This window comes from Salinicola sp. CPA57 (assembly GCF_003206035.1).
Classification (GTDB): domain Bacteria; phylum Pseudomonadota; class Gammaproteobacteria; order Pseudomonadales; family Halomonadaceae; genus Salinicola; species Salinicola socius.
On sequence record NZ_PZJR01000001.1, the window covers coordinates 12,981 to 35,730 of the forward strand.

The following is a 22,750-nucleotide window of genomic DNA, read 5'->3' on the forward strand; positions in this document are numbered from 1 at the left end:
CCGCGTCACTGATTTTCGGCGCTCTACTGACGAGCGCTTCGTTCATGGCGTCACCGGGCGCGCTGGCGCAAGCACAAATGCCCTCGGCCGAGAATGGCGAGTGGAATCTCACCGATCTCTACCCGTCCCTCGACGACTGGCAGCAGGCGCTGAAAGATGTCGACGAGCGCATCGGCGACCTCGGCGACTATCAGCGCACGCTGACCGAGAGCCCGGAAGCGCTGGCCACGGCGCTGGATGCTATCCGCTCGGTCGAAAAATCCGCCAATCGCGTTCAGGCCTATGCCTCTCTTCAGGCCGATGAGGATCTGCGTGACGGTCAGGCGCAGGAGCGACAGGGACGCGCCGAGCAACTGATGGCGCGGTTCGAATCCGCCATCGGCTATCTGCGTCCGATGCTGATCGCGATGGACCGAAGCACACTCTCGAGCTGGCTCTCCAACCCGCAACTCCAGGATCATCGCCGCTTTCTGGAGAACGTGATTCGGGAGGCGCCCCACACGCTCTCCGAGCAGACCGAAACCGCGCTGGCGGCTCTCGGCCCGGTGATGAGCCACGAGACACCTTATTCGCTACTGGCGAACTCCGACATCGACTGGCCCACTATCACCATCGACGGCAAGCGCGTGCGACTCGATGCCGCCGGTTACAGTCATTGGCGAGAATCCAGGGATCGCGACGTACGCCAACGTGTCTTCGAGGCCTATTGGCCGGCCTGGCAGCAGTTCACTTCCACTTTCGGGTCGCTCCTCAACGCCCAGGTGCAGCAGCATGTCACCGAAGCCAAGCTGCGTCACTACGACAGCGCGATGGCCGCCGCGGTCTCCCGCGACGATATCCCCACGGCGGTCTATCAACAGTTGGTCGACTCGACAAACGCCCATCTGGATACGCTGCATCGCTACCTCAAACTGCGCCAACGCATTCTCGGTGTCGATCAACTGCACTACTACGATATCTATCCACCGCTGGTGGAACTCGACAAGACCTTCGATCTCGCCGACGCGCGACAGCTGACCCGGGAAGCGACGGCACCGTTGGGTCCGCATTACGCCGAACTGCTCGAGCGTGCCACCGATTCCCCCTGGACCAGCGCCTACCCGAGTCAGGGCAAACGCTCCGGCGCCTACATGAACGGCTCGGCCTACGATGTGCACCCTTACGTGCTGATGAACTTCAATGGCAGTTACGGCGATGTATCGACCTACGCTCACGAGTGGGGCCATGGCCTTCATAGCATGCTGACCGAGGAGAATCAGCCATACGCGACGTCGGACTACTCGATCTTCACCGCCGAAGTCGCGTCCACGACCAACGAGCAACTGCTGGTCGATCGCATGATCCAGCAAGCCAAGACGCCGGAGGAAAAGCTCTTCTATATCGGCCAGGCACTCGAGGCGCTTCGCGGGACCTACTTTCGCCAGGCGCAATTTGCGGAGTTCGAACTGGCCATTCACCAGGCAGCCGAAAATGGCGAACAGCTATCCGGTGATCGCCTGACGACAATGTACGGCAAGATTCTGCGCAAGTACTACGGCGTCGATGAGGGCATTACCGACATCGACGAGACGGACTATGCCGAGTGGGCTTACATCCCGCATTTCTACTACGACTTCTACGTCTACCAATACGCCACCTCGATCACAGCGGCACAGGTTTTTGCCCAAGGACTGGAAAAGGACCCCGAAACATGGAGAGATCGCTACCTCAACGTGCTTTCCCAGGGTGGCGCGCAAAGCGGATATCAATTATTGAAAAATGCCGGCGTCGACCTCGCAACGCCGGCACCTTACGACAATCTTATCGAAACCATGAATCAGCTCATCGATGAGGCGGAAGACATTCTCGACCAGAAAAGCTGACGGCCAGCGCTCTTTTCTCGCCGCTTTCAATAACGGCCTCGCCATGAGCCACACCCAACGCCTTCCTTCCGGAAGGCGTTTTCTATTCTGAGATGCATAAAACCTCTCTCACCTTCTCAAAATCATCATTCAAATTCTCTATTCACATATTCAATAAACGTATGTTTTTTTCGAGAGCAAAATCTATAAACACGCACAAACAAAGTGCAATAAATTGGCACGATACGGGACATTCTGAAATACAAGTACGCTACTCAAAACAACGCCACACAAAGACAACAATAACGCCATGGCGCCGAACGATTCTAAGATACCGCGACACAAGAACCCTGCACGCCATAGACTGGCGCATCGCCCCTGTTTCATGAAAATACTCTGTACAAACAAACGCTTATTTTAATTTAAATATTGCCAAATCATTTTGTATAAAATATTCACCCCCCCCCTTTTTATCATCTCATTGCCTGACGTCGGAATCTCACTCCGAAAAACCCGTGATTACTGCCAAATCTGGCACACAAATTGCTCTAAACCTCAGAAGGGAGAGCGGCCGCCTATTGGTAGGTCGCAAGCAAGCAGTCACTAGAACAATCGAGACAATATGACCGCGATCGAGCACGCGCTTCCCGCTCAGGGATTCACGCAAAAAAACAGACGTTCGATATCACGACCGGAAGTGCTGGTCCTGATAGCGATATCGGCGCTGATTCACGGATTGATATGGTGGTCGTTGAATCGTCAACCCATGGTTGCGGCCGAAGTTCTGCCCAATCAGGCATCCCAGGCCTCGGAAGTCACGGTCTCGCTGACCAGCGCACCTCCGCCGCAACCACCGCCCCCGCCACCGCCTCCCCCGGTCGAACCGCCGCCCGTTCAGGAAGCACCGGTCGTGGATGATGTCGCCGTCACACCGGCCGAAGAGGAAGTGGATCCCGAACCAGAGCCGGAACCTCAACCAGAGCCTGAGCCACAACCCGAGCCCGAGCCCGAACCGGAACCGGAACCGGAACCGGAACCGGAACCGGAACCGGAACCGCAGCCTGAGCCTGAGCCACAACCTCAGCCCGAGCCGCAACCGAAGCCAGCACCCACGCCGGCTCCGCAGAAGCCTGCACCGACACCGAGCCAGCCTTCTAAGCCGGCGCAGAGTGCCAGCGCATCGTCGAGCAACGAGGTCACGCCCGCAGTATCCGGCATGCAGAGTCTCGGCAACCCGCCGCCCCGCTATCCTTCGCTGGCACTGCGCCGCGGATACGAAGGCAATGTGCAGTTGAAGATCCTGGTCATGCCTGATGGCACGGCGGGTCAGGTACAGGTCATTCAGTCCAGTGGGCATCGAGAACTGGATGAAGCCGCCGTCGAGACGGTTCGTGGGTGGACGTTCAAGCCGGCAAGACGTGGCGATACGCCGATCAAGGGCTGGGCGCTGCAGACAATCGCGTTTCAGCTTCCCAACTGACAAACAACAACGATGCAACATCTTCAGCAAGGAAAACACCATGATGGAATCCAACGATATTACCGCCATGATCGTCCCCGGCGTGCTGTGGACGCTGATCGTATTCTCCATCGCGACCTGGGCCATTCTGCTGATCAAGGGCCTTCAATTCGCCAGGAACCGAGTCGAGAACAAACGCTTCCAGAAGGCTTTCTGGGAGGCCAAGAGTATGGAAGAAGGCGAATCCATCAGCGAAAAACGCCCCGGCACCATGGCATCGATCGCGCGAGCCGGATTCGATGTCATTACGGGACGAGACATCGCGCCCAGAAATCAGGATCTGGCCCAGAAGATCAATCGCTCCGATCGCCTCGAACGTACGCTGAGACAGCAGATCCAACGTGAAAGGCGCTCTCTGGAAGGCGGCCTGGCGATCCTCGCCAGTATCGGCAGTACCTCGCCGTTCATCGGTCTGTTCGGCACGGTGTGGGGCATCATGGAGGCATTGATTACCATCGGCGAAACCGGCGAGGCGGGCCTGGATACCGTGGCCGGCCCCATCGGACATGCACTGATCGCGACAGGGGTGGGTATCGCTGCCGCCGTGCCAGCCGTGCTGGTTTACAACTACTTTACGCGGCGCCTGAAACTCAACGTCTCGCTGATGGATGACTTCGCTCACGATTTCTACAGCCTGGCCCAACAGCATGCCTTTCAAAGCCATGCCCCCAGACCTGTCGCACCGGAAGTACCATCGCCTGCACCGGCAATGGGTTGACCCCGACGTACGAGTTCTCCCTCAACCTGCAAATAAGAAGGTAACGAGACATGGCTTTTTCCAGTCACGACGATGACGAAGTGCTCAGCGAGATGAACGTCACGCCGCTGGTCGATGTGATGCTGGTGCTACTGGTGGTCTTCATCGTCACCGCACCGCTCATGACCAATGCCGTCCACGTCAATTTGCCCAAGACGGGGGCCGTCGCGCCTCCCGAAACCAAGGAGCCAATGGTCGTGAGCGTCGATGCCGATGGTGCTTATTTTATTGGCAAAAAGGAGTACAGCTTCGAAGACCTGGAGCAGGCGCTGGTCCAGGCTCACGAGGACAACCCCGACCAAGCCGTACAGCTTCAGGCGGATGAAGGGGTGGAGTACGGCACGGTTGCCAAGGCCATGGCAGCGTTGGAACGCTCCGGCATTCAGAAAGTGGCCGTGCTCACGCAGCCCTAGGCTTTCCGGAATAGCCGTCGCTCTCAGCTAGCAGCGGGTTCACTCTCATCCTGAAAGGAGAAAAAGCACCACTCATAACAACAATCTAGAGCATCCAAATAATAGCTATTGAATTTCGAATACCAACAACTGCTATTCAAGGAACACCCCGACAATGACCACCCCAAAAATTTGGGATGCCAAGCATCCCACGGACCCGTTTTGCCCGAAATTCGGCTGGCGACGCTCGATCCTGAATCCCGGCGTATGGCGCAAGTCATCCCTGCTGGCGTCGACCTGTCTGATCCTGGCAGCGGCACCACTGGCCATGGCGCAGAACAGTGACGACGATTACGTCGCCCCGCCGGCCGGTGCATCCGACGAGATTGCCGAGCCGGCACCGGCCGCTCCCGCCGAAGCGGCACCCGCTGCGGCTGCCGCGGCCGTCGCGGCGCCCGCAACGGCACCGACGCAGGATCTCGGCCGTATGCAGGTGACCGGCTCGGCAATTGCCCGGACGGACGCCGAAACTGCCGTCCCGGTCACCATCATCGAAGCCGAGGAGATGCGACAGCAGGGCATCACCTCGACCGCCCAACTGCTCTCGCAGATTTCCGCCAACGACACCAGCTACGGGCCCGGTTTTGGCACAGGCACAGCCATTACCGGCGGTGCCAGTTTTGCCAACCTACGTGGCATCGGCACGGACAAGACATTGGTACTGCTGAATGGTCGCCGACTGGCCAATAACTCGCTGGACGGCAGCGCCGTCGACCTCAACTCGATCCCGTTCGGCGCCATCGAACGCGTCGAGGTCCTGCGTGACGGCGCCTCCGCCATCTACGGCACCGACGCCATCGGCGGGGTCATCAACTTCATCACCAAGAAAAATCTTACTGGCGGTAATGTTGAGTTAGGTTACGACGCGCCCACCCACAGTGGCGGCGGCGATAGCGGCGACATCAGCGCCACCTGGGGTAACGGCGATCTCGAGAAAGATGGCTTCAACTTCATGGGGTCAATGCGATACCGCAAGCAGGATGCCGTCGACTACACCGACCGTGGCAATATTCGGCAGATTTACGATCCCTCAAGCGGTATCAACGGCACTTCATCCTTTGCCTATCCAGGCAATTACTATCAAGGCGGCGTAGCAGGTAATCCGATTGCGGGAGAAGGGTGTGGCGGAGAGGGATTGGTCGATACCGGTGGCGACACTTGTACCTATGATTACGGTCGGTACGGGCAAATACAGCAGGAAACCGAGAACACATCTCTCTATACGCGAGCAGCAGCCAAGCTGGCGGAGAATCACACGGCATCTCTTTCCTATCTGTGGTCACGCAACAAGAACACCTCATTGAGCGCGCCGTCGCCCACTTCCGGTGGTCCAGTGATGCAGCCAGGTACACCCTTCTATCCGAACGATCCGGCGCTCGATCCGACCCAGCCGATCGATGTGCGCTGGCGCGGTATCCCTGCAGGGCCCCGTGTGACTGACAACACCATCGACGCCCAGCGTCTGGTGCTGGATTTCACCGGCGATTTCTCCGGTTTCAACTACGACAGTGCCGTCTCCTGGAACCAGAGCACTACCGACCTGAACTATCGCAGCGGCTATCTCGATGACGACGATCTGCAAGACGCTTTCAACAACGGATTGATCGATCCGTTCTCCACCGACCCGCTGACCGCAGCTGGCCAACAAGCGCTGGCGGATGCCGAGGCCAGCGGGCTCGTATGGAGCGCGCAGAACGACGTCTATGCCTGGGACGGCAAACTCAGTCGTGAAATCGGCGACTGGTTTGGTGCAGGCTCCTCGGCGATTGCCGTCGGCGCCGACTACCGTCACGAACGGCTGAAGCTAGAAACCGATCCCGACGTAGCCTCCCGCGCTACCAGCGGCGGGCTGTCGCCGGATGCCTCGGTCAACGAAAGTCGTGATGTCAAAGGCATCTACAGTGAACTGAACGTACCGATTATCGACGGCCTCGAAGTCACGGCCGCGGTACGATACGACGACTATAGCGACGTCGGCGACACCACCAACCCCAAGATCTCCTTCCGCTGGCAACCATTTCAACAACTGCTGGTTCGTGGTGCCTATAGCGAAGGCTTCCGCGCCCCCTCGCTCTACGAACTCTACGATCCCGCAGCGCAAACCTTCTCGCCAGGCGGCCTAAATGACCCGCTCCTTTGCCCCGGTGGCTCGCCAGCCAACGGCGGCGTTGGCAGTCGCGACTGTAACACCCAGTTCCTGGAAGAGCAGGGAGGTAACGAGGATCTGAAACCGGAAGAGGCCAAGAACTGGACGCTCGGCTTCGTCTATCAGCCATTCCAGAGCTTTTCAGCAGGGCTGGATTTCTGGTGGATCGAGATCGAGAACGAGATCGATCTTCCGACCTCGGATTACGTTATCGCCAACGAGCCAGGCACTATCGTGCGTGACGGAGAAAATGGACCGATCAACTATATACCGGTTCGCTATCAAAACCTTGGCACGACCAAGACAAACGGTGTCGACGTGTCGGCAAATTACCGCCTCCCGACAGACTACGGCTTCTTTTCCGTGGGCTATACCGGCACGTACGTCGACCGCTATGACTTCCAGGAAACGCCGGATGGCAGCTATGTCAGTCGCGTCGGCCATTACCGCTCGGGTTATGGCACTGTCTTCCGCTGGAAACACAAACTTTCCGTCAACTGGAACAAGGGCCATTGGGGTGCCGGTGTCATCAATCACTACATGACGGGTTATGACGACTACGACACCTCTACTCACAGTAAAGTCGGTTCCTACACCACTTGGGACGCACTGGGTTCGTACGCGTTCACGGCCGGCCCGACGGTCACCCTCGGCGTACGTAACATGTTCGACCGCGATCCCCCGTTCTCCAACCAGCCGGAGGTCGGCCAGCTCGGTTACGATGCCCGCTACGCCGATGCACTGGGTCGCACTGTCTACGCCCGTTTCAATTACGCTTTCTGACGGGCATCGCGTTCCTTAACGATCGATTGCCGCTGACTCGTGCAGCGGCTTTTTTTCATCCGAACTACCGAGACGTTATGACTGACAGACACTTCAAGCTAACGGCGGCGATCCGCCGCGCCCTCTTGCTCCTGATGATTACCGGTACCGCCAGCTCGAGCGCGCTTGCCGATGCCCCAGAGAGCGCTTCGCCCTCCGCGCCCGCCGCTGCCAGCGCCTCTGCCACGGCGCCCTCTTCTGCCATGCTGGGGCCCTGGGGTGTCGATCTGGGAGCCAGAGACACTGCCATCGACCCCGGCGACGACTTCTACCACTACGTCAACGGCGGCTGGCTGGCACGCACCCCAATTCCGGCCGACCGCAGCAACTACGGCGCCTTTACCGTGCTGGCCGACCGCGCCGAACAGCAGGTGCGCGACATTCTCCGCCAGCTCGATGGCGCCAACACGCCGCCGAACTCGCCCCAGCAGCGGTTGGGCGATCTCTACCACGCCTGGATGGACGAGGGCGCTATCGAGGCCAAGGGCCTCACGCCGCTGATACCGGACCTGGAGCGCCTGGCGGCGATCGGGAGCAAGGGGGATCTGGCCCGGTTCAGCGCCGACAGTCGCCTCGGCGTGCCGGCTATCGTGACGCCAGAGATCGATATCGACGTCAAGGCGCCGGATCGCTACGCCGTCTACCTGTCGCAGATACCGCTGATCCTGCCCACCCGGGACTATTACCTTGGCGAAGATCCGCGGTTCGACGCGATTCGCCAGGCCTACCTCGGCTACATCGACAGGCTCCTCACATTGGCGGGGCAGCCTCATCCCCGACAGAGCGCACAGCGAATCCTCGAGCTGGAAACTGCCATGGCGAGGGTCGAGTGGGCACCGGCCAAACAGCGGGATCGCGATCTGACCTACAACCCGCTACGACAGGATCAGATTGGCGAATACGCCGCCGGCTTCCCGTGGCAGGGCTGGCTCGCGGCCAGCGGTCTTTCCGGGCAGGATAAGATCGTGCTGACGGAAAACACCGCCATTCGCGACCTGGCACGGCTTTATGACACAACGCCGCTCTCGACGCTCAAGACCTACTCGATGTTCCGCCTGCTGGATGCCAAGAGCCCGTACCTTTCGAGCGATTTCAGTCAGGCGCACTTCGATTTCCACGGCAGGCATCTGTCCGGCCAGCCGGAGCAGCGCGAGCGCTGGAAACGCGGCGTATCGCTGATCAATGATTTTCTGGGCCAGGCCGTCGGCAAGCTCTACGTGATGCTGCATTTCCCGCCCCGGGCCAAGAGCGAGATGGAGACGCTGGTCGCCAATCTCGAGGACGCTTACCGCGACCGTCTGCAACACCAGGTGAGCTGGATGACCGACCAGACCCGCCAGCGAGCGCTGGACAAGCTCGACGCCTTCACCGCCAAGATCGCCTATCCCGATGAATGGGAAACCTATGCAGGGATGGACATCAGTTCAAACGATCTTTACGGCGATATCGGAGCCGCGCGCCAGTGGCACTGGCAGGATGATCTGGCCAAGCTCGGTGGTCCGGTAGACCGGGACGAATGGTTCATGAACCCGCAGACCGTCAATGCCTACTATTCGCCATCACGCAACGAGATCGTCTTTCCGGCGGCGATCCTGCAGCCGCCCTTCTTCGATCCGAACGCCGATCCGGCGGTCAACTACGGTGGCATCGGCGCGGTGATCGGTCACGAGATGAGCCATGGTTTCGACGATCAGGGCCGCAAGTCGGACGGTACCGGCATGCTGACCGACTGGTGGACACCGACCGACGCCGAGCATTTCGACGAACTGGCCAAACGCCTCGGGCAGCAGTACGCCCAGTACGAACCGGTGCCGGGCTACCCGCTCGACCCGCAGTTGACGATGGGCGAGAACATCGGCGATCTCGGCGGACTCAACATTGCCCTGGGCGCCTATCACCGCTCGCTCGATGGCAACCCCGCGCCGGTCATCGACGGCTTCACCGGTGACCAGCGCTTCTTCCTGGCCTGGGGCCAGGTCTGGCGCCGCCTGATGCGCGAAGAGGAGATGATCAACCGGGTGCAGGGCGACCCCCACTCGCCGTCGCAGTTCCGCGTCAACGGCATCGTGCGCAACATGGATGCGTGGTACGACGCCTTCGATGTCACGCCCGGCGACGATCTCTACCTACCGCCAGAAAAGCGGGTGGTGATCTGGTAGCGTTCAGCGACGATCGTGCCAGCCCGAACGACGAACCCCAGCCATGTGGCCGGGGTTCGTGGTGGTTGTGATCCAGGTCGTGACGATTCAATGGGGGACCAGCTCGCCATTAGGCTCAGGCGATATCAAGAAACTTCTTGAGATCGTCGAGATCGTTGTAATCGTCGGTACTTCCGAACAGCTCGTCGATCTGCGCCGCGAGACGCTTGTTCAGCACACCATCATCGTGGGTGATGTCGTAAAGCTCCTTGAGGTAGCCGGTGAACTTGTCGAACTCGCCGTCGATCTTGCTGTTGGCGTTCGGTGTGAGCACGTACCAGGTTCCCGACTTCTTGAAGTAGACCTGGCCATCGTCGAACACCCGGATGGAGGCCACATCGACCTTGTCCATGTCCTCCTTGAAGTCTCCGAAATTACCCGGGCTCCCCTTGTCGCCGAAGATATTGACGACATCAGGCTTTTCGTCCCAGGCGGCAGGGTCTTCCGCCTTGACGTAATTGCCGATGGCATCGACATCGTTGTAGCGATCGGTCTGGGCGAATACGCTATCCATCTCGTCGATACGCTGCTGGCTTCTCTCCCCGTCTGGATGCGCGAGATCGTAGAGCCCCTTGAGGTAGTCGATGATCTCGGTGCGAGTCTCCTTGTCCGAGTGACTGTCGCCGGCCTCGGGGTCGATGATCTGCCTGACGCCATCTTTCACGAACACGACGCGGCCATCATCGACGAGCTCGATGGAACCGATATCGACCCGGTCGATATCCTCTCTGAAGTCGCTGAAGGTGCCCGCGCCGCCACTATCACCATATCGGGGCAGACCGGATTCGTCCGCAGGGTCCAGTATTTCCGTGTCCGTATCGCCCCAGGGACGCCAGTCATCGGTTTTGTAGTAGCTGTCCTTGCCGTTCTGTCGCGTGGTGCCGCCATCCAGATGTTTTTCCCAGAGATTTTTCTCGTCCGGGTCGCCGTCCTTGTGTAGATGAGGCGCCAGGCGCGGCAACGAGCTGCCTTTCTCGCCCTCGGTGTTCTGGAAGTGTTCCCATTCGTCGGCCTGGTACTCGAAGATCGACTGATCGTCGGGCGAGTCGCGCCCGCCATACATGTAGGACTCGTAGCGGGCGAACTCGAGCTTGTCGCCCCAGTCCTCCTCGGTCACGCCGTACTCGGAGAGATCCTTGAAGAACTCGCCCTGGGAGTCGGTCAGCTTCTGCAGCTTCTTGTGGTTGATCGCCTCGGCGATCAGCGTCCCGGCGATACCGAAAATGGTGCCGACGACACCCAGTACCGGGCCAGCCACGCGGGCTCCCATGAAGATCCCGCTCATCACGCGAGTGCCGATTCCGCCGATATTGGCAGCCAGATTGCTGCCGCTGGGCGCGAACATCGACACCGTATTGGCGATCGCCATGCCGGTGCCGGAAGCACCGAGCCCGATCTGAAGGCCGGCCCCTGCCCTTTCCAGCGCGGTGTCGGCATCCTTGAGCTTCTTGACGCCGCTGACGAGGTCCATGACGCCACCGGTGATATCCAGTCCGGCGCCCCCCATGAAGCGAAGGAACGAACGCCCGGCATTCTTGGCGATATCCCCGCCCGAGGTGCGAGACCCCGTGTCGATCATCTGATTGCCCAGGTTTTCCGCCAGCTTCTCGAAATTCTTGCGCCCGTTCTCGTCGAGATCATCCAGCGGGATCCCCTGATTGCCCAGATTCTCGGAGGCCTTGTTGACTCGGGTACTGATCGCCTCGGAGAACAGGTCGGCCTTGACGTCGGCTCCGGTTCTCCAGATATCCGGGAAGTTGTCGCCCAGCAGCCCCAGCCAGGAGGTCGCCTGCGCTCGGGGAACGCCACCCTCGACGCCGGGCACATCGATCTTGCCCGATAGTTGCTCGATGAGGTTCGAACCGAATCGGGCGAAATCGTTGCCGAAACTCAGCGCACCGACCAGATCCCTGACCGCGGCGACGCGCTCGTCGGTGGACATGTCGTCCCAACCGCCGTTGGAAATCTGCATACCACCGCTGATCAGGCTCATCGTGCCACTCATCGCGCCCAAGGTGCCGGTGGAACTCGCCGAGTCGAGCAGTTTCTTGAAGGTACCTCTCTCCGCTGCGGGCAGCGATTTCAGGTTATCGTTGATGACCGACTGGAACAGCTTGTTCTTCTCATTCTGACTGATGCCAGGACGATTGGTGACCTCGGTCGCCAGCTGCAGCGCCTTGGCCAGTTGCTTGTGGCCCTCCGGCGACAGGCTGGGCAGAGACTGCTTGAAGGACTCCAGATCCTTGTTCAGGGTCTGATAGGCGTTGTAGGACTTGTCGGACTTGTCGAGGCTCTGAAGCGTACTGTTGACCCCGGCCTGCACGATATCGATCGTGTCCCGCAGGCCAATGCTGGCATTTTCGGCATCCACCGAGTCGGGATTCTCCATATAGGAGTCCAGCTGGTGCGTCATCATGTTCTGATCGAAGGTCTGTTTACGATCGACGTAGCTGTCCGGCTCCAGCGCCTGCAACGCTTCGAAATAGTTGTCGACCTCTTTCTGGATCTCGTCCGACAGCGCCTCGTCATCCGTCGCGTCCGCCTTCTCCTTCATGGCGATGACGTAATCCTCGAAGTCCAGATTGGGGTCCTTGCTGTCGGGCTCGAATAGCGCCTTGTCCACCCTGTCGGCGATATCCGTCCTGGTATCCTCGGGGATGCTCTCGATCGCGCCTTGCAGGGCATCGTCGTAACGCTTGCTGATACCTTCCTTCTGCATCAGGCCGGAAATCTGTTTGGCCAACTCGTCTTCGTCGATGATCGCCTTGGCGTCATCGCCCGTAAGGTGCGTCGGGTCCGTCTGGGTTTGACGGTAGGTCGAGCCGCCAGACTCCATCAGCTCGACGTAGCCGTAGAGATCGTAGCCGTTTTCGGTGGCGCCCTGAGCGTCGATCAGATCGACCAGTTTCGCTTCATCCGAATCCTCGGCGAGTTTTCCACTCTTCACGTCGTCGCGGATACCGTTGATGAAATCCTCGGCGGCTTTCTCGCCCACGGTCTTGTCGTCACCGACCTTGACCTCCAGCAGACCGTCACCTGTGAAATCCGGAATGTCGTACTTGTCGCGCATCTGCTCGACGCTCAGCGAGGTATCGGAGGTCGATTCGGATGCCTCGGAATCACGACTTTCTTCCGTTTCGCCATTGGACTTGCTCGAAGCGATGGCCTTCACCAGCGTCGACAACCATTGTGGAGAGCCTGCCGTGGCGGCTGTGGCATCCAACGTGTTGATATCGCGGTCTGAGTTCACCGAAGGTGCCATCGATAGCCTCCTGAGCCATGAAGATATTAAGGAGTCGGTCAAGACAAGAGAGACGAACAGGTCTCGGCCTGAATCAGTATCCCGTCTCTCTATTCTTCTGAGAGCGCTGCTACGTGACATATTTTTTTATTATGTAAAGGAAATGAAACGTCCAACGTTATTTATGCATCTCCGTGACTCGGGTAGAGGGATCGTCCCGACGCGCCCCATGACGCAAAAACCCCGGCCTGGGCCGGGGTCATAGGGTTGCCGCGACTGGCGTGGCATCAGAAGCGGTAGGTCGCCTGTAGTCCGAACAGATTGAGGGTATTGTCGTACTCGGCGCGGTAGGAAGTGCCGTTGGCGTCCTGCAGATCGACATCCGCTCGATCTTCCCAGATATAGCTGTAGGCCGCGTCGATGGTCAGGTCGTCGATCGGCGTCCAGCCGGCACCGATCGAGACCAGCGTCCGGTCTGCGGATGGCACACGCGGACTACGATGCTCGTCGTTGATCGGCGATTCGTCGTAGCCGATGCCGGTACGGAGCAGCCACTGCGGATTGACGCGATAGGAAAGACCCGCGCGATACTGCCAGACATCGTCGTAATCCTGCTCTTCCACGATGTCGCCGGTTGGCGCGCCGGGCCCGACATTCACCTTGATTTCGTCGAAACGACTCCAGCGGATGTAACTCGCGCCGGCCATCAGCGTCCAACGCTCGTCGAGCTCGTGGGTCAGTGAGAGATCGATGGTCTCCGGCAGCGTGATCGCCAGACCCGCATCGGCACTGGTGTTGATGGGCCCGGCCAGCGGATTGGCGCTATTGAAGATATTGTCGTAGTCGACATCACCATCGAGATCGAAATCGACCTTCGAGTGGTAGGTCAGACCGAGTGTCGTCGACTCGACCGGGCGATAGATCATGCCGATATTGTAGCCCCAGGCGTCGTCGTCAGCCTCCATGTTGACGGTGCCGTCACCGGTGCCGCCAAGTGCTGTTGGCAGCGGATTGGGCGTCTTGCTCTCGAGTTCGCCGTTGATATGGTTCCAGGTCACGCCGACCCCGATCGCGAATTGATCGCTGAAGCGATAGGCGAGCGTTGGCTGAACGGTGATGACTTCGACTTCACTGTAGTTGCCGAAATAGCGACCCTGAAAATCGTTGTCGTAATCGGTGACCAGGCCGAAAGGCACGTAGGCGCCGAGGCCGAAGGTCCAGCGGTCGTTGATCGGCTGGACGTAGTAACCGAACGGGATCGCCTTGTGCGGGATCATGTCGCCGTCGTTACTCCCGCTGGAGGGCACGGCGCCGATCACGGGCCCGCCCGGACCGACACCGGTTACCGCCGGCTGAGTGCCGCTGGCCTCGTCGATGTCGGCACTGGCATCGATGAGGTTGGCACCGGCCGTGATCTGGGCACGATCGAGGAAGGACATCCCCGCAGGGTTACCGTAGACGATGGAAGCATCCTGTACGTTGGAAGCTCGCCCGGCCCAGGAGGTGCCCTGACCGCTGACGCTCTGCTCCTGCAACTGGAACGACCCGGCGAAAACCTGTCCCGATGTCGCGACGCTCGCTAAGGCGATGGCCAATGTCAGACGGTGATAACGAATAATCATGATTGGTTCCCCTGGACCCAGGAAGCCGCCGCGGCGGCTTGTTTGCCTTTAATGCGGTCGGTGATTCCGTTTTTCTCTGAGCCATTTCCCGAGATGAAAAAGCTCGACTTTTCGCTATCCGTTTTGACGGAACGGGGGTTGAGCGTCAATGCGCAAACGGTCGTTTTAATCGCTTTTTAGAGATTTCTTTAGTCGTAAGACCAACCGCTATATCCCGGTCAGGCCAGGGGCAACCGATGACGAGGCTGCTTGACCATTGGGCTACACCTGGGTTTTAGACTGACGTTATCAGTGGATCAGCGAGGACGAGAGATGAAGGTAACCGAACTGGCCCGAACCGCCGGTGTCACCGCCGAGACGGTGCGTCACTACACGCGTCAGGCGCTGCTGAAGCCCAGCCGCGACCCGGACAATGGCTATCAGCTGTTCGATCAGCGAGATCTCGAACGGCTGCGTTTCATTCAGCGAGCCAGGACGCTGGGCTTCAGCCTCAAGGAGATCGCCGACATTCTCGAGCAGGCCGATCAGGGGGACTCTCCCTGTCCGCTGGTCCGCGACCTGCTGGCCGCGCGTCTGCCGCAGATTCACGCCCGGATCCGCGAACTTCAGGCGCTGGCGGATCGGATGGAGCGTGCCATGAACGAATGGTCGCGACTGCCGGACGGCACGCCCGACGGCCATAGCATCTGCCGCCTGATCGAGCAGACGCCCGACAACGCCGATGCCTGTTGCGCACCGGCAAGGAAGAGCTCATGAACCGCTACCAGTATCGCGTCGATGCCATGCACTGCCAGGGCTGCGTCAAACGGATGCGCGTGGCCATTCAAGCCGCGGATGATCAGGCCGAAGTCACCGGCGAACCGGATCGGCATCGCCTTCACGTCATCAGCACGCTGTCACAGGATCGGCTCGCCCAACTGCTGACCGAAGCCGGTTATCCCCCGGTCGAGGGGGCGCGCGAGGAAGACGCCGGGACACCAGACACGGCTCCGGTCGAGGCCGCAGTCGAGTCCAGCGCCGATGGGAGCGAATCCGACGAGACGGGATCGACCTCAGAGATCGGCCAGTTGCAACGCCTGTCGATCAGCGGCATGACCTGCGCCGGCTGCGTCAACGCAGTGCAGAAAGCGCTGTCGAACACGCCTGGCGTGCAGCATGCCCAGGTCAACTTCGCCAGCGAGACGGCTCAGGTCAGCGGCCAGGCAGGCACCGCCGAGCTGATCGCGGCGGTCGAGAGCGCCGGCTATGGTGCCTCGCCAATCGAGGATCTGCGCGAGGCCTCCGCCAAGCGCCAGCAGAACGCTTCCCGCCTGGCTCGCCGCCATGCCATCGAATCCGCCATCAGCCTGGCGCTGGGGGTGCCGATGATGTTGGCCATGTTCGTGCATACCCCACAGCTCGAAGGCGGCGAACGTGGGATCTGGCTGCTGCTGGGCCTTGCCACCCTGGGCGTGCTGGCGACCGCGGGCCGACGTTTTTTCGACGGCGCCTGGAAAGCGTTTCGTCATCATCAGGCCAACATGGACACGCTAATTGCCCTGGGCAGCGCCGCCGCATGGCTCTATTCGATAGCCGTGCTGCTGGTACCCACGGCCATTCCCGAGGGTTCCCGCCATCTCTATTTTGAAGCGTCACTGATGATCATCGGTCTGATCGGCATCGGTCAGACACTGGAGCTGAGGGCCCGAGGCCGCACCAGTCAGGCGCTGTCTCGACTGCTCGATCTGCAGAGCAAGACGGCCCGGGTGATCCGTGATGGACAAGAGCGCGATATCGAGATCGAGCAGGTTCAGGTGGACGATCGAATTCGCGTGCGGCCCGGCGAGCGTCTACCGGTCGATGGCGACGTCGAGGAAGGCGAAAGCTTCATCGACGAGTCGATGCTCACCGGCGAGCCGGAGCCGATACGCAAGACGCCGGGAGATCGTGTCAGCGCCGGCACGGTCAATGGCAAAGGCAGCCTTATCTATCGAACGAGCCATATCGGCGACGACACCCGGTTGGGGCGTATCGTCGATCAGGTCTCCCGCGCCCAGGAGTCGCGGCCGCCGATCGGCGCGCTGGCAGACCGGGTGTCGGCGATCTTCGTGCCCAGCGTGATGATCGCCGCCGTCGTCACGGCGCTGGTCTGGCTCAACTTCGGCCCCGCACCGCAACTCGTGCACATGCTGGTGGCGGCAACTACCGTGCTGATCATCGCCTGCCCCTGTGCGCTGGGTCTGGCGACACCGATCTCGACCATGATCGGCATCGGCAAGGCCGCCGAATACGGCATTCTAATTCGCGACGGCGAAGCGCTGCAGACCGCCAGCCACTTGACCACGCTGGTGGTCGACAAGACCGGCACCCTGACCGAGGGCAAGCCGCGCGTCACCGATAGCCGCTACTGGCAGCACGAAGCGCGTGTCAACGCGGTGGTAGCGGCCGTGGAGCGCGGTTCGGAGCACCCGCTGGCCGATGCGTTTATGACCCATGTCGGCGATACCGGGGATACTCTGTCGATTCACGACTTCCAGAGCCTGACCGGCCGTGGCGTCAGCGCTACGCTAAATGACGGAAGCCAGGTGTTTCTGGGTAACGCCGCGCTGATGAACGAGCACGACATCGATATCGCTCCCGCCGCGTCCGCTGCCGGAGAGTGGCAGGCGCAGGCGACCAGCGTGATCTATCTCGCCATCGGCGGTGAGCTGGCAGCCCTTTTCGGGATTCGCGATGCACTGCGCCCGGATAGTCGCGCGGCGATTTCGCGGTTACAGGCGGAGGGCCTGAAAGTGGTGATGCTGAGCGGTGACAATCGTGCTGCCGCCGAAGCCATCGCAAAAGAGGCGGGCATCGACGAGGTTCGTGCCGAACTGATGCCTGGCGACAAGCAGCAGGCCATCGCCGAGCTGCAGCGACGCGGCGAACGTGTCGGCATGGTCGGCGACGGCATCAACGACGCCCCGGCACTGGCCCAGGCGGACGTCGGCTTCGCCATCGGTCAAGGCACCGACATCGCCATCGAAAGTGCCGGCATCACGCTGATGCGCAACTCGCTGCATGGCGTCGGCGACGCCATCGCCATCAGCCGCGCCACGCTTGCCAACATCAAGCAGAATCTGTGGGGCGCGTTCGGCTACAACGCGTTGGGCATCCCGATTGCCGCCGGTATACTCTACCCGTTCACCGGGATGCTGCTGTCGCCGATGATCGCGGCGCTGGCGATGTCGCTCTCTTCGGTCACGGTGGTCAGCAACGCCAACCGACTGCGCCTGTTTCGGCCCGATCGCGGTCGCCATTCGAAACCCGAGATCCAAGCAGAGGAAGCAACGGCATGACACTCCTGCTCAACACCCTGGGCATCGCCGTGATCGTGTTCATCGTCTGGTGGTTCTGGCTGCGCGGCTGATCGCAGCCAGCCAAGGCCGAAACCAGCAAGGAGATAGCGATGACTTCACCACGCCAGGCACCACCGCTGGGCAGCGTCATCGAGAGCGTTCTTTACACGGCCGACATGCAGCGGGCGCGGGACTTCTTCATGCGCGTGCTAGGGCTCGAGCCTCATCTCGAAGACGAGCGCTTCACCGCCTATCCCACCGGCAACACCATGCTGCTGGTGTTTCAGCGGGGTCAGACCGACGAGACGATATTCCTGCCGGGTGACATGGGTACGATTCCGCCCCACGACGGCGAGGGCCGTCAGCACCTGGCGCTGGCGATTCCCACGGCGAGTCTCTCAGCCTGGGAGGCGCACCTCGCCGACCAAGGGATCGAGATCGAAGGTCGAACCCGCTGGCCGAAAGGCAGCGTGAGCCTCTATTTTCGAGACCCGGACGGCCACCTGCTCGAACTGGTCACCCCGGGCCTGTGGCCCAACTATTGAATCGCGGCGCTGGCGGACGTTTTCCGGCGCGTTCTTCAGCTCTGGCTGATGCCGGCGTAGAGTCCCGGGCGGTGATTGATGGTCAGAATCGCACCCAGCACCACGGTGCCGACGATCGAATAAAGCACGTTGGTCACCGGCAGCACGAAAAACGCGGCCAACATGATCAGGCCATCCAGCCCCATCTGCACCTTGCCTGCCGGCCAGCCATAACGATCCTGCAGATAGACCACCAGGATGTTGAAGCCGCCGAGACTGCCACGATGGCGGAACAGAAACAGCACGCCCAGACCGATCAGGCTGCCCCCGGCCAGCGCCGCGAACAGCGGGTCGACCTCGCCGATCTCCAGCCAGCTCGGCAGCATCCAGGATATCCACGAAAGCAGTGCCACCGCGCCGAACGTCTTGAAAGTGAAGTGATGGCCGATGCGCCGCCAGGCGAGCCAGTAGAACGGCAGGTTGATGACGAAGAAGACGGGCCCGAAACTCCAACCGGTGATATAGGTCACCAGTAACGCCATGCCCGCTGTGCTGCCGATCAGAATCTCGGCATGGTGATAGAGCGCCAATCCCAGCGCCGCGCAGGACGATCCCAGTAAAATAGCCAGCGCATCCTCGTAGGAACGGTGACGTTGCGTCGCTTCCATCAGGCAATCCCTGTTGTCTTGTCACTGCCGGATAGGCAGCCGAATTCAAAGGCGGCGCTTGTGGCGCATCCGGGGGGATTATAACGGCAAGTCTATAAAGCAGACGGCAACAAGTCAGCGAAAATCTCTTGAACCCCGATGAGCCGAGGACATGCCGAATCAATCGGCGAGCAGAGTCAAGCACAAGGCGTGCGGAGCAAAGACTTGAAGCGAAGCGGAAAGAACGTCCGAAGGACGGCTCCGAAGGGGCGAGAAATCGCAGGTTTCAAGTCAACCGGAGCCTATGGGGTATCGGTGAGGGTTCCGATCGGCCCGGCGCCCCGGCACCGCACAACGCAGTGATTCATCGGGGACGCCGAGTTCGCGCAGCCATCTAGTCAGTGTTGTCCTGAAGGCGCTCGGCGTGCTCGACCATCAGCTGCAGCGACTCACGCCCCTTCCAGCGATTGCGGGAGAGCTTGAACGCACAGCGCACTCGATCGCCCAGCGAAATCGGGGCGGCTTCGCCGGGGTTGAGCGCGCGGAACCAGATGGCCCGACTGACGACTGCCTCGCAGGAGAGTTCGAGCATCAGGTGATTGCCCTCGGCGCCCACCGGACGCAGCTGCTCGACCAGGAACTCGGCCTCGAACAGCGGCGCATCGAATTCACGGCCGTAGGGCGCCAACACCTCGAGTTCGTCCAGCGTTGCCAGGGTCAGCTGCGACGCGTTCAGGCTGCCGTCGGTCCAGACCACCGGGAACAGCTCACGTTCGCCCAGCTGTTCCCGCACGGCCTGCAGAAAGGCGTGGCGGAACGTACCCAGCTCGGCCAGCGGGACACCGACACCGGCCGCCCCGTGGTGGCCACCGAAACGCGGCAGGCTCGAGGGTGCGAGATCGTGGGTGCGCTGCAGCGCATCACGCAGATGCAGCGCCTCGATCGAACGTCCGGAACCGGTCAGCATGTCCGGCGCGGTGGCCGGCGTCAGCACCAGCGTCGGGCGACCGTAGGACTGGACCAGGCGCGAAGCGACGATGCCCTGCACCCCGGCGTGTCCTTCCGGCAGGTGGATCACCAGCGCCGGCAGATCGTCCGCCAGCTGCGGTTTGGCCAGCGCACGGGCGCTTTCGACCATATCGGCCTCGAGCGCCTTGCGGGCCTGATTGTCGTCGTCAAGTATCTGAAGATGCTGGCGGGCGATGCCATCCTCTGCTGCCAACATGTAGTGCAGGGCCGCGTAGGGGTCATCCAGGCGCGAACGGGCGTTGATGCGCGGCCCCATCTGAAAGGCGAGCGTTTCGGCGTTGAACGGCACGCTGTCGGCACCCAGGCGCTCCGCCATCACGCGCCAGCAGGCCGCTTCCATCCGGTTGATCAGTCGCAATCCGCAGGTCACCACGGCGCGGTTGGCGGCACTCGCCCCCAGCGACACGCAATCGGCCACCGTACCCAGCGCGACGTAGGAGAGCCAGGGCGAGAGCTTGGGGGTAGAGGCCGACAGCACGCCCTGCTCGATCAACACCGAGCGGGTCAGCGACATCGTCAGCCACGCCACCATGCAGCCCGCGATGGTCTTGTCGGGATAGCCGCAGTCCGGACGAGTGGGATTGATCGTGGCGTAGGCGGAAGCCGGCGGGCCTTCGATGGGCAAGGCGTGGTGATCGGTGACGACCACATCGATCCCCGCTTCGCGCAGACGGGCGATACGCGGCTCGTCGGAAGAGCCGCAATCGGCGGTAATCACCAGGCTGGGACGTGGCTTCAGTGCCAGCGTCCGCTCGACCAGCGGCAGGCTGATGCCGTAACCGTCGTTGATGCGATGACCGATCAGGCTATGCAGCTTCTGGGCCGGCACGCCGAACAGCTCGGTCATCGAGCGCAGCATCACCACATGCGAGGTGATGCCGTCGACGTCGTAATCGGTGAGGATGCCGATGTGCTCGCCATCGCTGACGGCACGCGCGATGCGCTCGGCACCCCGGCGGGCGTCGCAAAGCTGCTCGGGATGGCTGAGATAGCGCAGCGCCGGTGCGGTCAGTGCCTCCAGCGGCCCGTCGTACCCGTGCAGCCGACCGGCGAGAATGCGCGACTGGAGCTCGCTAAGCCCGCCGTCCAGCCCGCGCCGATAGACACTCTCGTCTCTCGGCCGCGATTGGATTCGACACCGGGCAGAATCCGGAATGGCAATGGCCTCAGGCATGCGTCGCGCTCAGCGTCGGTTATCGGCGATGAAGCTCTGTACCGCTTTCAGCTCGGCCGGCAGCACCGTATAGCGCTCTTCGCGCTCGAGCAGATCGTCCATGTGCGGCGGTAGCGGCACGCCGGAGAAACCCGCCCTCACCACGGCTTCGGCAAACTTGGCCGGATGCGCCGTCGCCAGGGTAATCATCGGCGTCACCGCATCGGCGCGGGCGCGCTCTGCCGCCCGGTAACCGGTGGCGGTATGCGGATCGAGCAGCGCCTTGGTGCGATGATGGGCATCACGAATAGTTTCGAGGATGGTGTCGTCATCGACGCTGAAACTGGAGAATTTCTCGCGCAGCTTGGCGAGCGGGGCTTCGGCCAGCACGGCCGGCTCCTGCTGGAAACGCTCGAGCAGTTCGCGCACGGCATTGCCGTCCCGGTCGTAGGCATCGAACAGCAGGCGCTCGAAGTTCGACGACACCACGATATCCATTGACGGCGCCAGCGTCGCTGCCAGCTCGCGCTTCGAAAAATCGTTGTCGGCCAGCGTGCGGTGCAGAATATCGTTGGCGTTGGTGGCGATGATGAACTGTTTGACCGGTAGCCCCATCTTGTAAGCCATGTAGCCGGCGAAGAGGTTGCCGAAATTGGCCGACGGCACGCAGAAGCTCACTTCACGATGCGGGGCACCCAGCGCCACGCCAGCGGCAACGTAGTAGACGATCTGGGCCATGATGCGGGCCCAGTTGATCGAGTTCACCGCCACGAGTCGAGCGCCGTTCAGGAACGCCTGGTCGGCGAAGCTCGCCTTGACCATCGCCTGGGCATCATCGAAGTTGCCCTCGATGGCGATGTTGAAGACGTTGTCGGCCAGCACCGAGGTCATCTGGCGTCGCTGTACTTCGGAGACGCGGTTGTGCGGATGCAGGATGAAGATGTCGAGATGATCGCAGTGACGACAGCCCTCGATGGCGGCAGAGCCGGTATCGCCGGAGGTGGCGCCCATGATCACCGCCCGCTCGCCACGCTTGGCCAGGAAGTGATCGAGGATGCGCCCCAGCAGCTGCAGCGCGACGTCCTTGAACGCCAGCGTCGGGCCATGAAACAGCTCGAGCAGGAAGTGGTTGGCATCGAGCTGATTGAGCGGCACCACGGCATCGTGGCTGAAGGTCGCGTAGGCATCGCGTACCAGCCCGCGGAAGGTGTCGTCGTCGATCTCGCCGCCGACGAACGGCTTCATCACCCGAAAGGCGATCTCGGCGTAGGAGAGCCCGGCCATCGCGGCCAGCTCCTCGTGCGACAGCTGCGGCACCGTCTCCGGCACGTAAAGGCCACCGTCGACCGCCATGCCAGTCAGCACGACCTCCTCGAAACTCAGCGCTGGCGCCTGGCCGCGCGTACTGATGTAACGCATCGTCAATTCCTCACCCGAAAGAACGCGGCGGCGCCGCTTGAAGACAGAATGGCGGCGCGTTGC

At 61.2% G+C, this 22,750-nt stretch carries 14 protein-coding genes; 9 read left to right on the forward strand and 5 right to left on the reverse strand.

Annotated features, from left to right (window positions below):
- Window positions 1-44 precede the first annotated feature (44 nt).
- The 6 genes from pepF (at window position 45) to DOM36_RS00075 (ending at window position 9,696) form a co-directional block, all read left to right on the forward strand.
- Window positions 45-1,862 carry an oligoendopeptidase F gene (gene pepF, locus DOM36_RS00050; protein WP_110640464.1) on the forward strand — a complete coding sequence of 606 codons (1,818 nt, stop codon included), beginning with the start codon at window positions 45-47 and terminating at the stop codon, window positions 1,860-1,862.
- A gap of 730 nt (window positions 1,863-2,592) precedes the next feature.
- Window positions 2,593-3,321 (forward strand): energy transducer TonB, encoded by a 729-nt coding sequence (locus tag DOM36_RS00055; RefSeq protein WP_232823674.1) that lies wholly within the window; start codon window positions 2,593-2,595, stop codon window positions 3,319-3,321.
- 40 nt (window positions 3,322-3,361) lie between these two features.
- Window positions 3,362-4,078 (forward strand): MotA/TolQ/ExbB proton channel family protein, encoded by a 717-nt coding sequence (locus DOM36_RS00060; RefSeq protein ID WP_198651146.1) that lies wholly within the window; start codon window positions 3,362-3,364, stop codon window positions 4,076-4,078.
- A gap of 50 nt (window positions 4,079-4,128) precedes the next feature.
- The gene (locus DOM36_RS00065; protein WP_110640466.1) at window positions 4,129-4,530 is read left to right on the forward strand and encodes a biopolymer transporter ExbD; all 402 of its coding nucleotides are present in this window, start codon (window positions 4,129-4,131) and stop codon (window positions 4,528-4,530) included.
- Between the two features lie 154 nt (window positions 4,531-4,684).
- The gene (locus DOM36_RS00070; protein WP_110640468.1) at window positions 4,685-7,498 is read left to right on the forward strand and encodes a TonB-dependent receptor; all 2,814 of its coding nucleotides are present in this window, start codon (window positions 4,685-4,687) and stop codon (window positions 7,496-7,498) included.
- A 77-nt stretch (window positions 7,499-7,575) separates the two neighbouring features.
- Window positions 7,576-9,696: a M13 family metallopeptidase gene (locus tag DOM36_RS00075; protein ID WP_110640470.1), complete on the forward strand. Its 2,121-nt coding sequence runs from the start codon at window positions 7,576-7,578 to the stop codon at window positions 9,694-9,696.
- 115 nt (window positions 9,697-9,811) lie between these two features.
- On the opposite strand, the gene DOM36_RS00080 is transcribed toward DOM36_RS00075, so the two are convergent.
- Window positions 9,812-12,997 carry a hypothetical protein gene (locus DOM36_RS00080; RefSeq protein ID WP_110640472.1) on the reverse strand — a complete coding sequence of 1,062 codons (3,186 nt, stop codon included), beginning with the start codon at window positions 12,995-12,997 and terminating at the stop codon, window positions 9,812-9,814.
- Window positions 12,998-13,263: 266 nt separating this feature from the next.
- Window positions 13,264-14,598, reverse strand: coding sequence for an outer membrane protein transport protein (locus DOM36_RS00085; RefSeq protein WP_110640474.1), 1,335 nt, complete (start codon window positions 14,596-14,598; stop codon window positions 13,264-13,266).
- Between the two features lie 312 nt (window positions 14,599-14,910).
- Here DOM36_RS00085 and DOM36_RS00090 point away from each other — a divergent pair, with 312 nt between their 5' ends.
- From DOM36_RS00090 to DOM36_RS00100, 3 genes are all read left to right on the forward strand, one after another.
- A complete protein-coding gene (locus tag DOM36_RS00090) occupies window positions 14,911-15,354 on the forward strand; it encodes a MerR family transcriptional regulator (RefSeq protein WP_075568237.1) in 444 nt (147 codons plus the stop codon).
- Window positions 15,351-17,915 (forward strand): heavy metal translocating P-type ATPase, encoded by a 2,565-nt coding sequence (locus DOM36_RS00095; RefSeq protein ID WP_232823675.1) that lies wholly within the window; start codon window positions 15,351-15,353, stop codon window positions 17,913-17,915. Before DOM36_RS00090 ends, DOM36_RS00095 begins: the two co-directional genes overlap by 4 nt.
- Window positions 17,916-18,025: 110 nt before the next feature.
- A complete protein-coding gene (locus tag DOM36_RS00100) occupies window positions 18,026-18,460 on the forward strand; it encodes a VOC family protein (protein WP_110640476.1) in 435 nt (144 codons plus the stop codon).
- Between the two features lie 35 nt (window positions 18,461-18,495).
- Here the strand turns inward: DOM36_RS00100 and DOM36_RS00105 are convergent, their stop codons facing one another.
- The 3 genes from DOM36_RS00105 to thrC form a co-directional block, all read right to left on the reverse strand.
- On the reverse strand, window positions 18,496-19,107 hold the full coding sequence (locus DOM36_RS00105; RefSeq protein ID WP_075568239.1) for a YitT family protein: 612 nt from the start codon (window positions 19,105-19,107) through the stop codon (window positions 18,496-18,498).
- Window positions 19,108-19,480: 373 nt separating this feature from the next.
- Window positions 19,481-21,289, reverse strand: coding sequence for a DHH family phosphoesterase (locus tag DOM36_RS00110; RefSeq protein WP_110640478.1), 1,809 nt, complete (start codon window positions 21,287-21,289; stop codon window positions 19,481-19,483).
- Between the two features lie 9 nt (window positions 21,290-21,298).
- A complete protein-coding gene (thrC, locus tag DOM36_RS00115) occupies window positions 21,299-22,687 on the reverse strand; it encodes a threonine synthase (protein ID WP_075568241.1) in 1,389 nt (462 codons plus the stop codon).
- Window positions 22,688-22,750 lie beyond the last annotated feature (63 nt).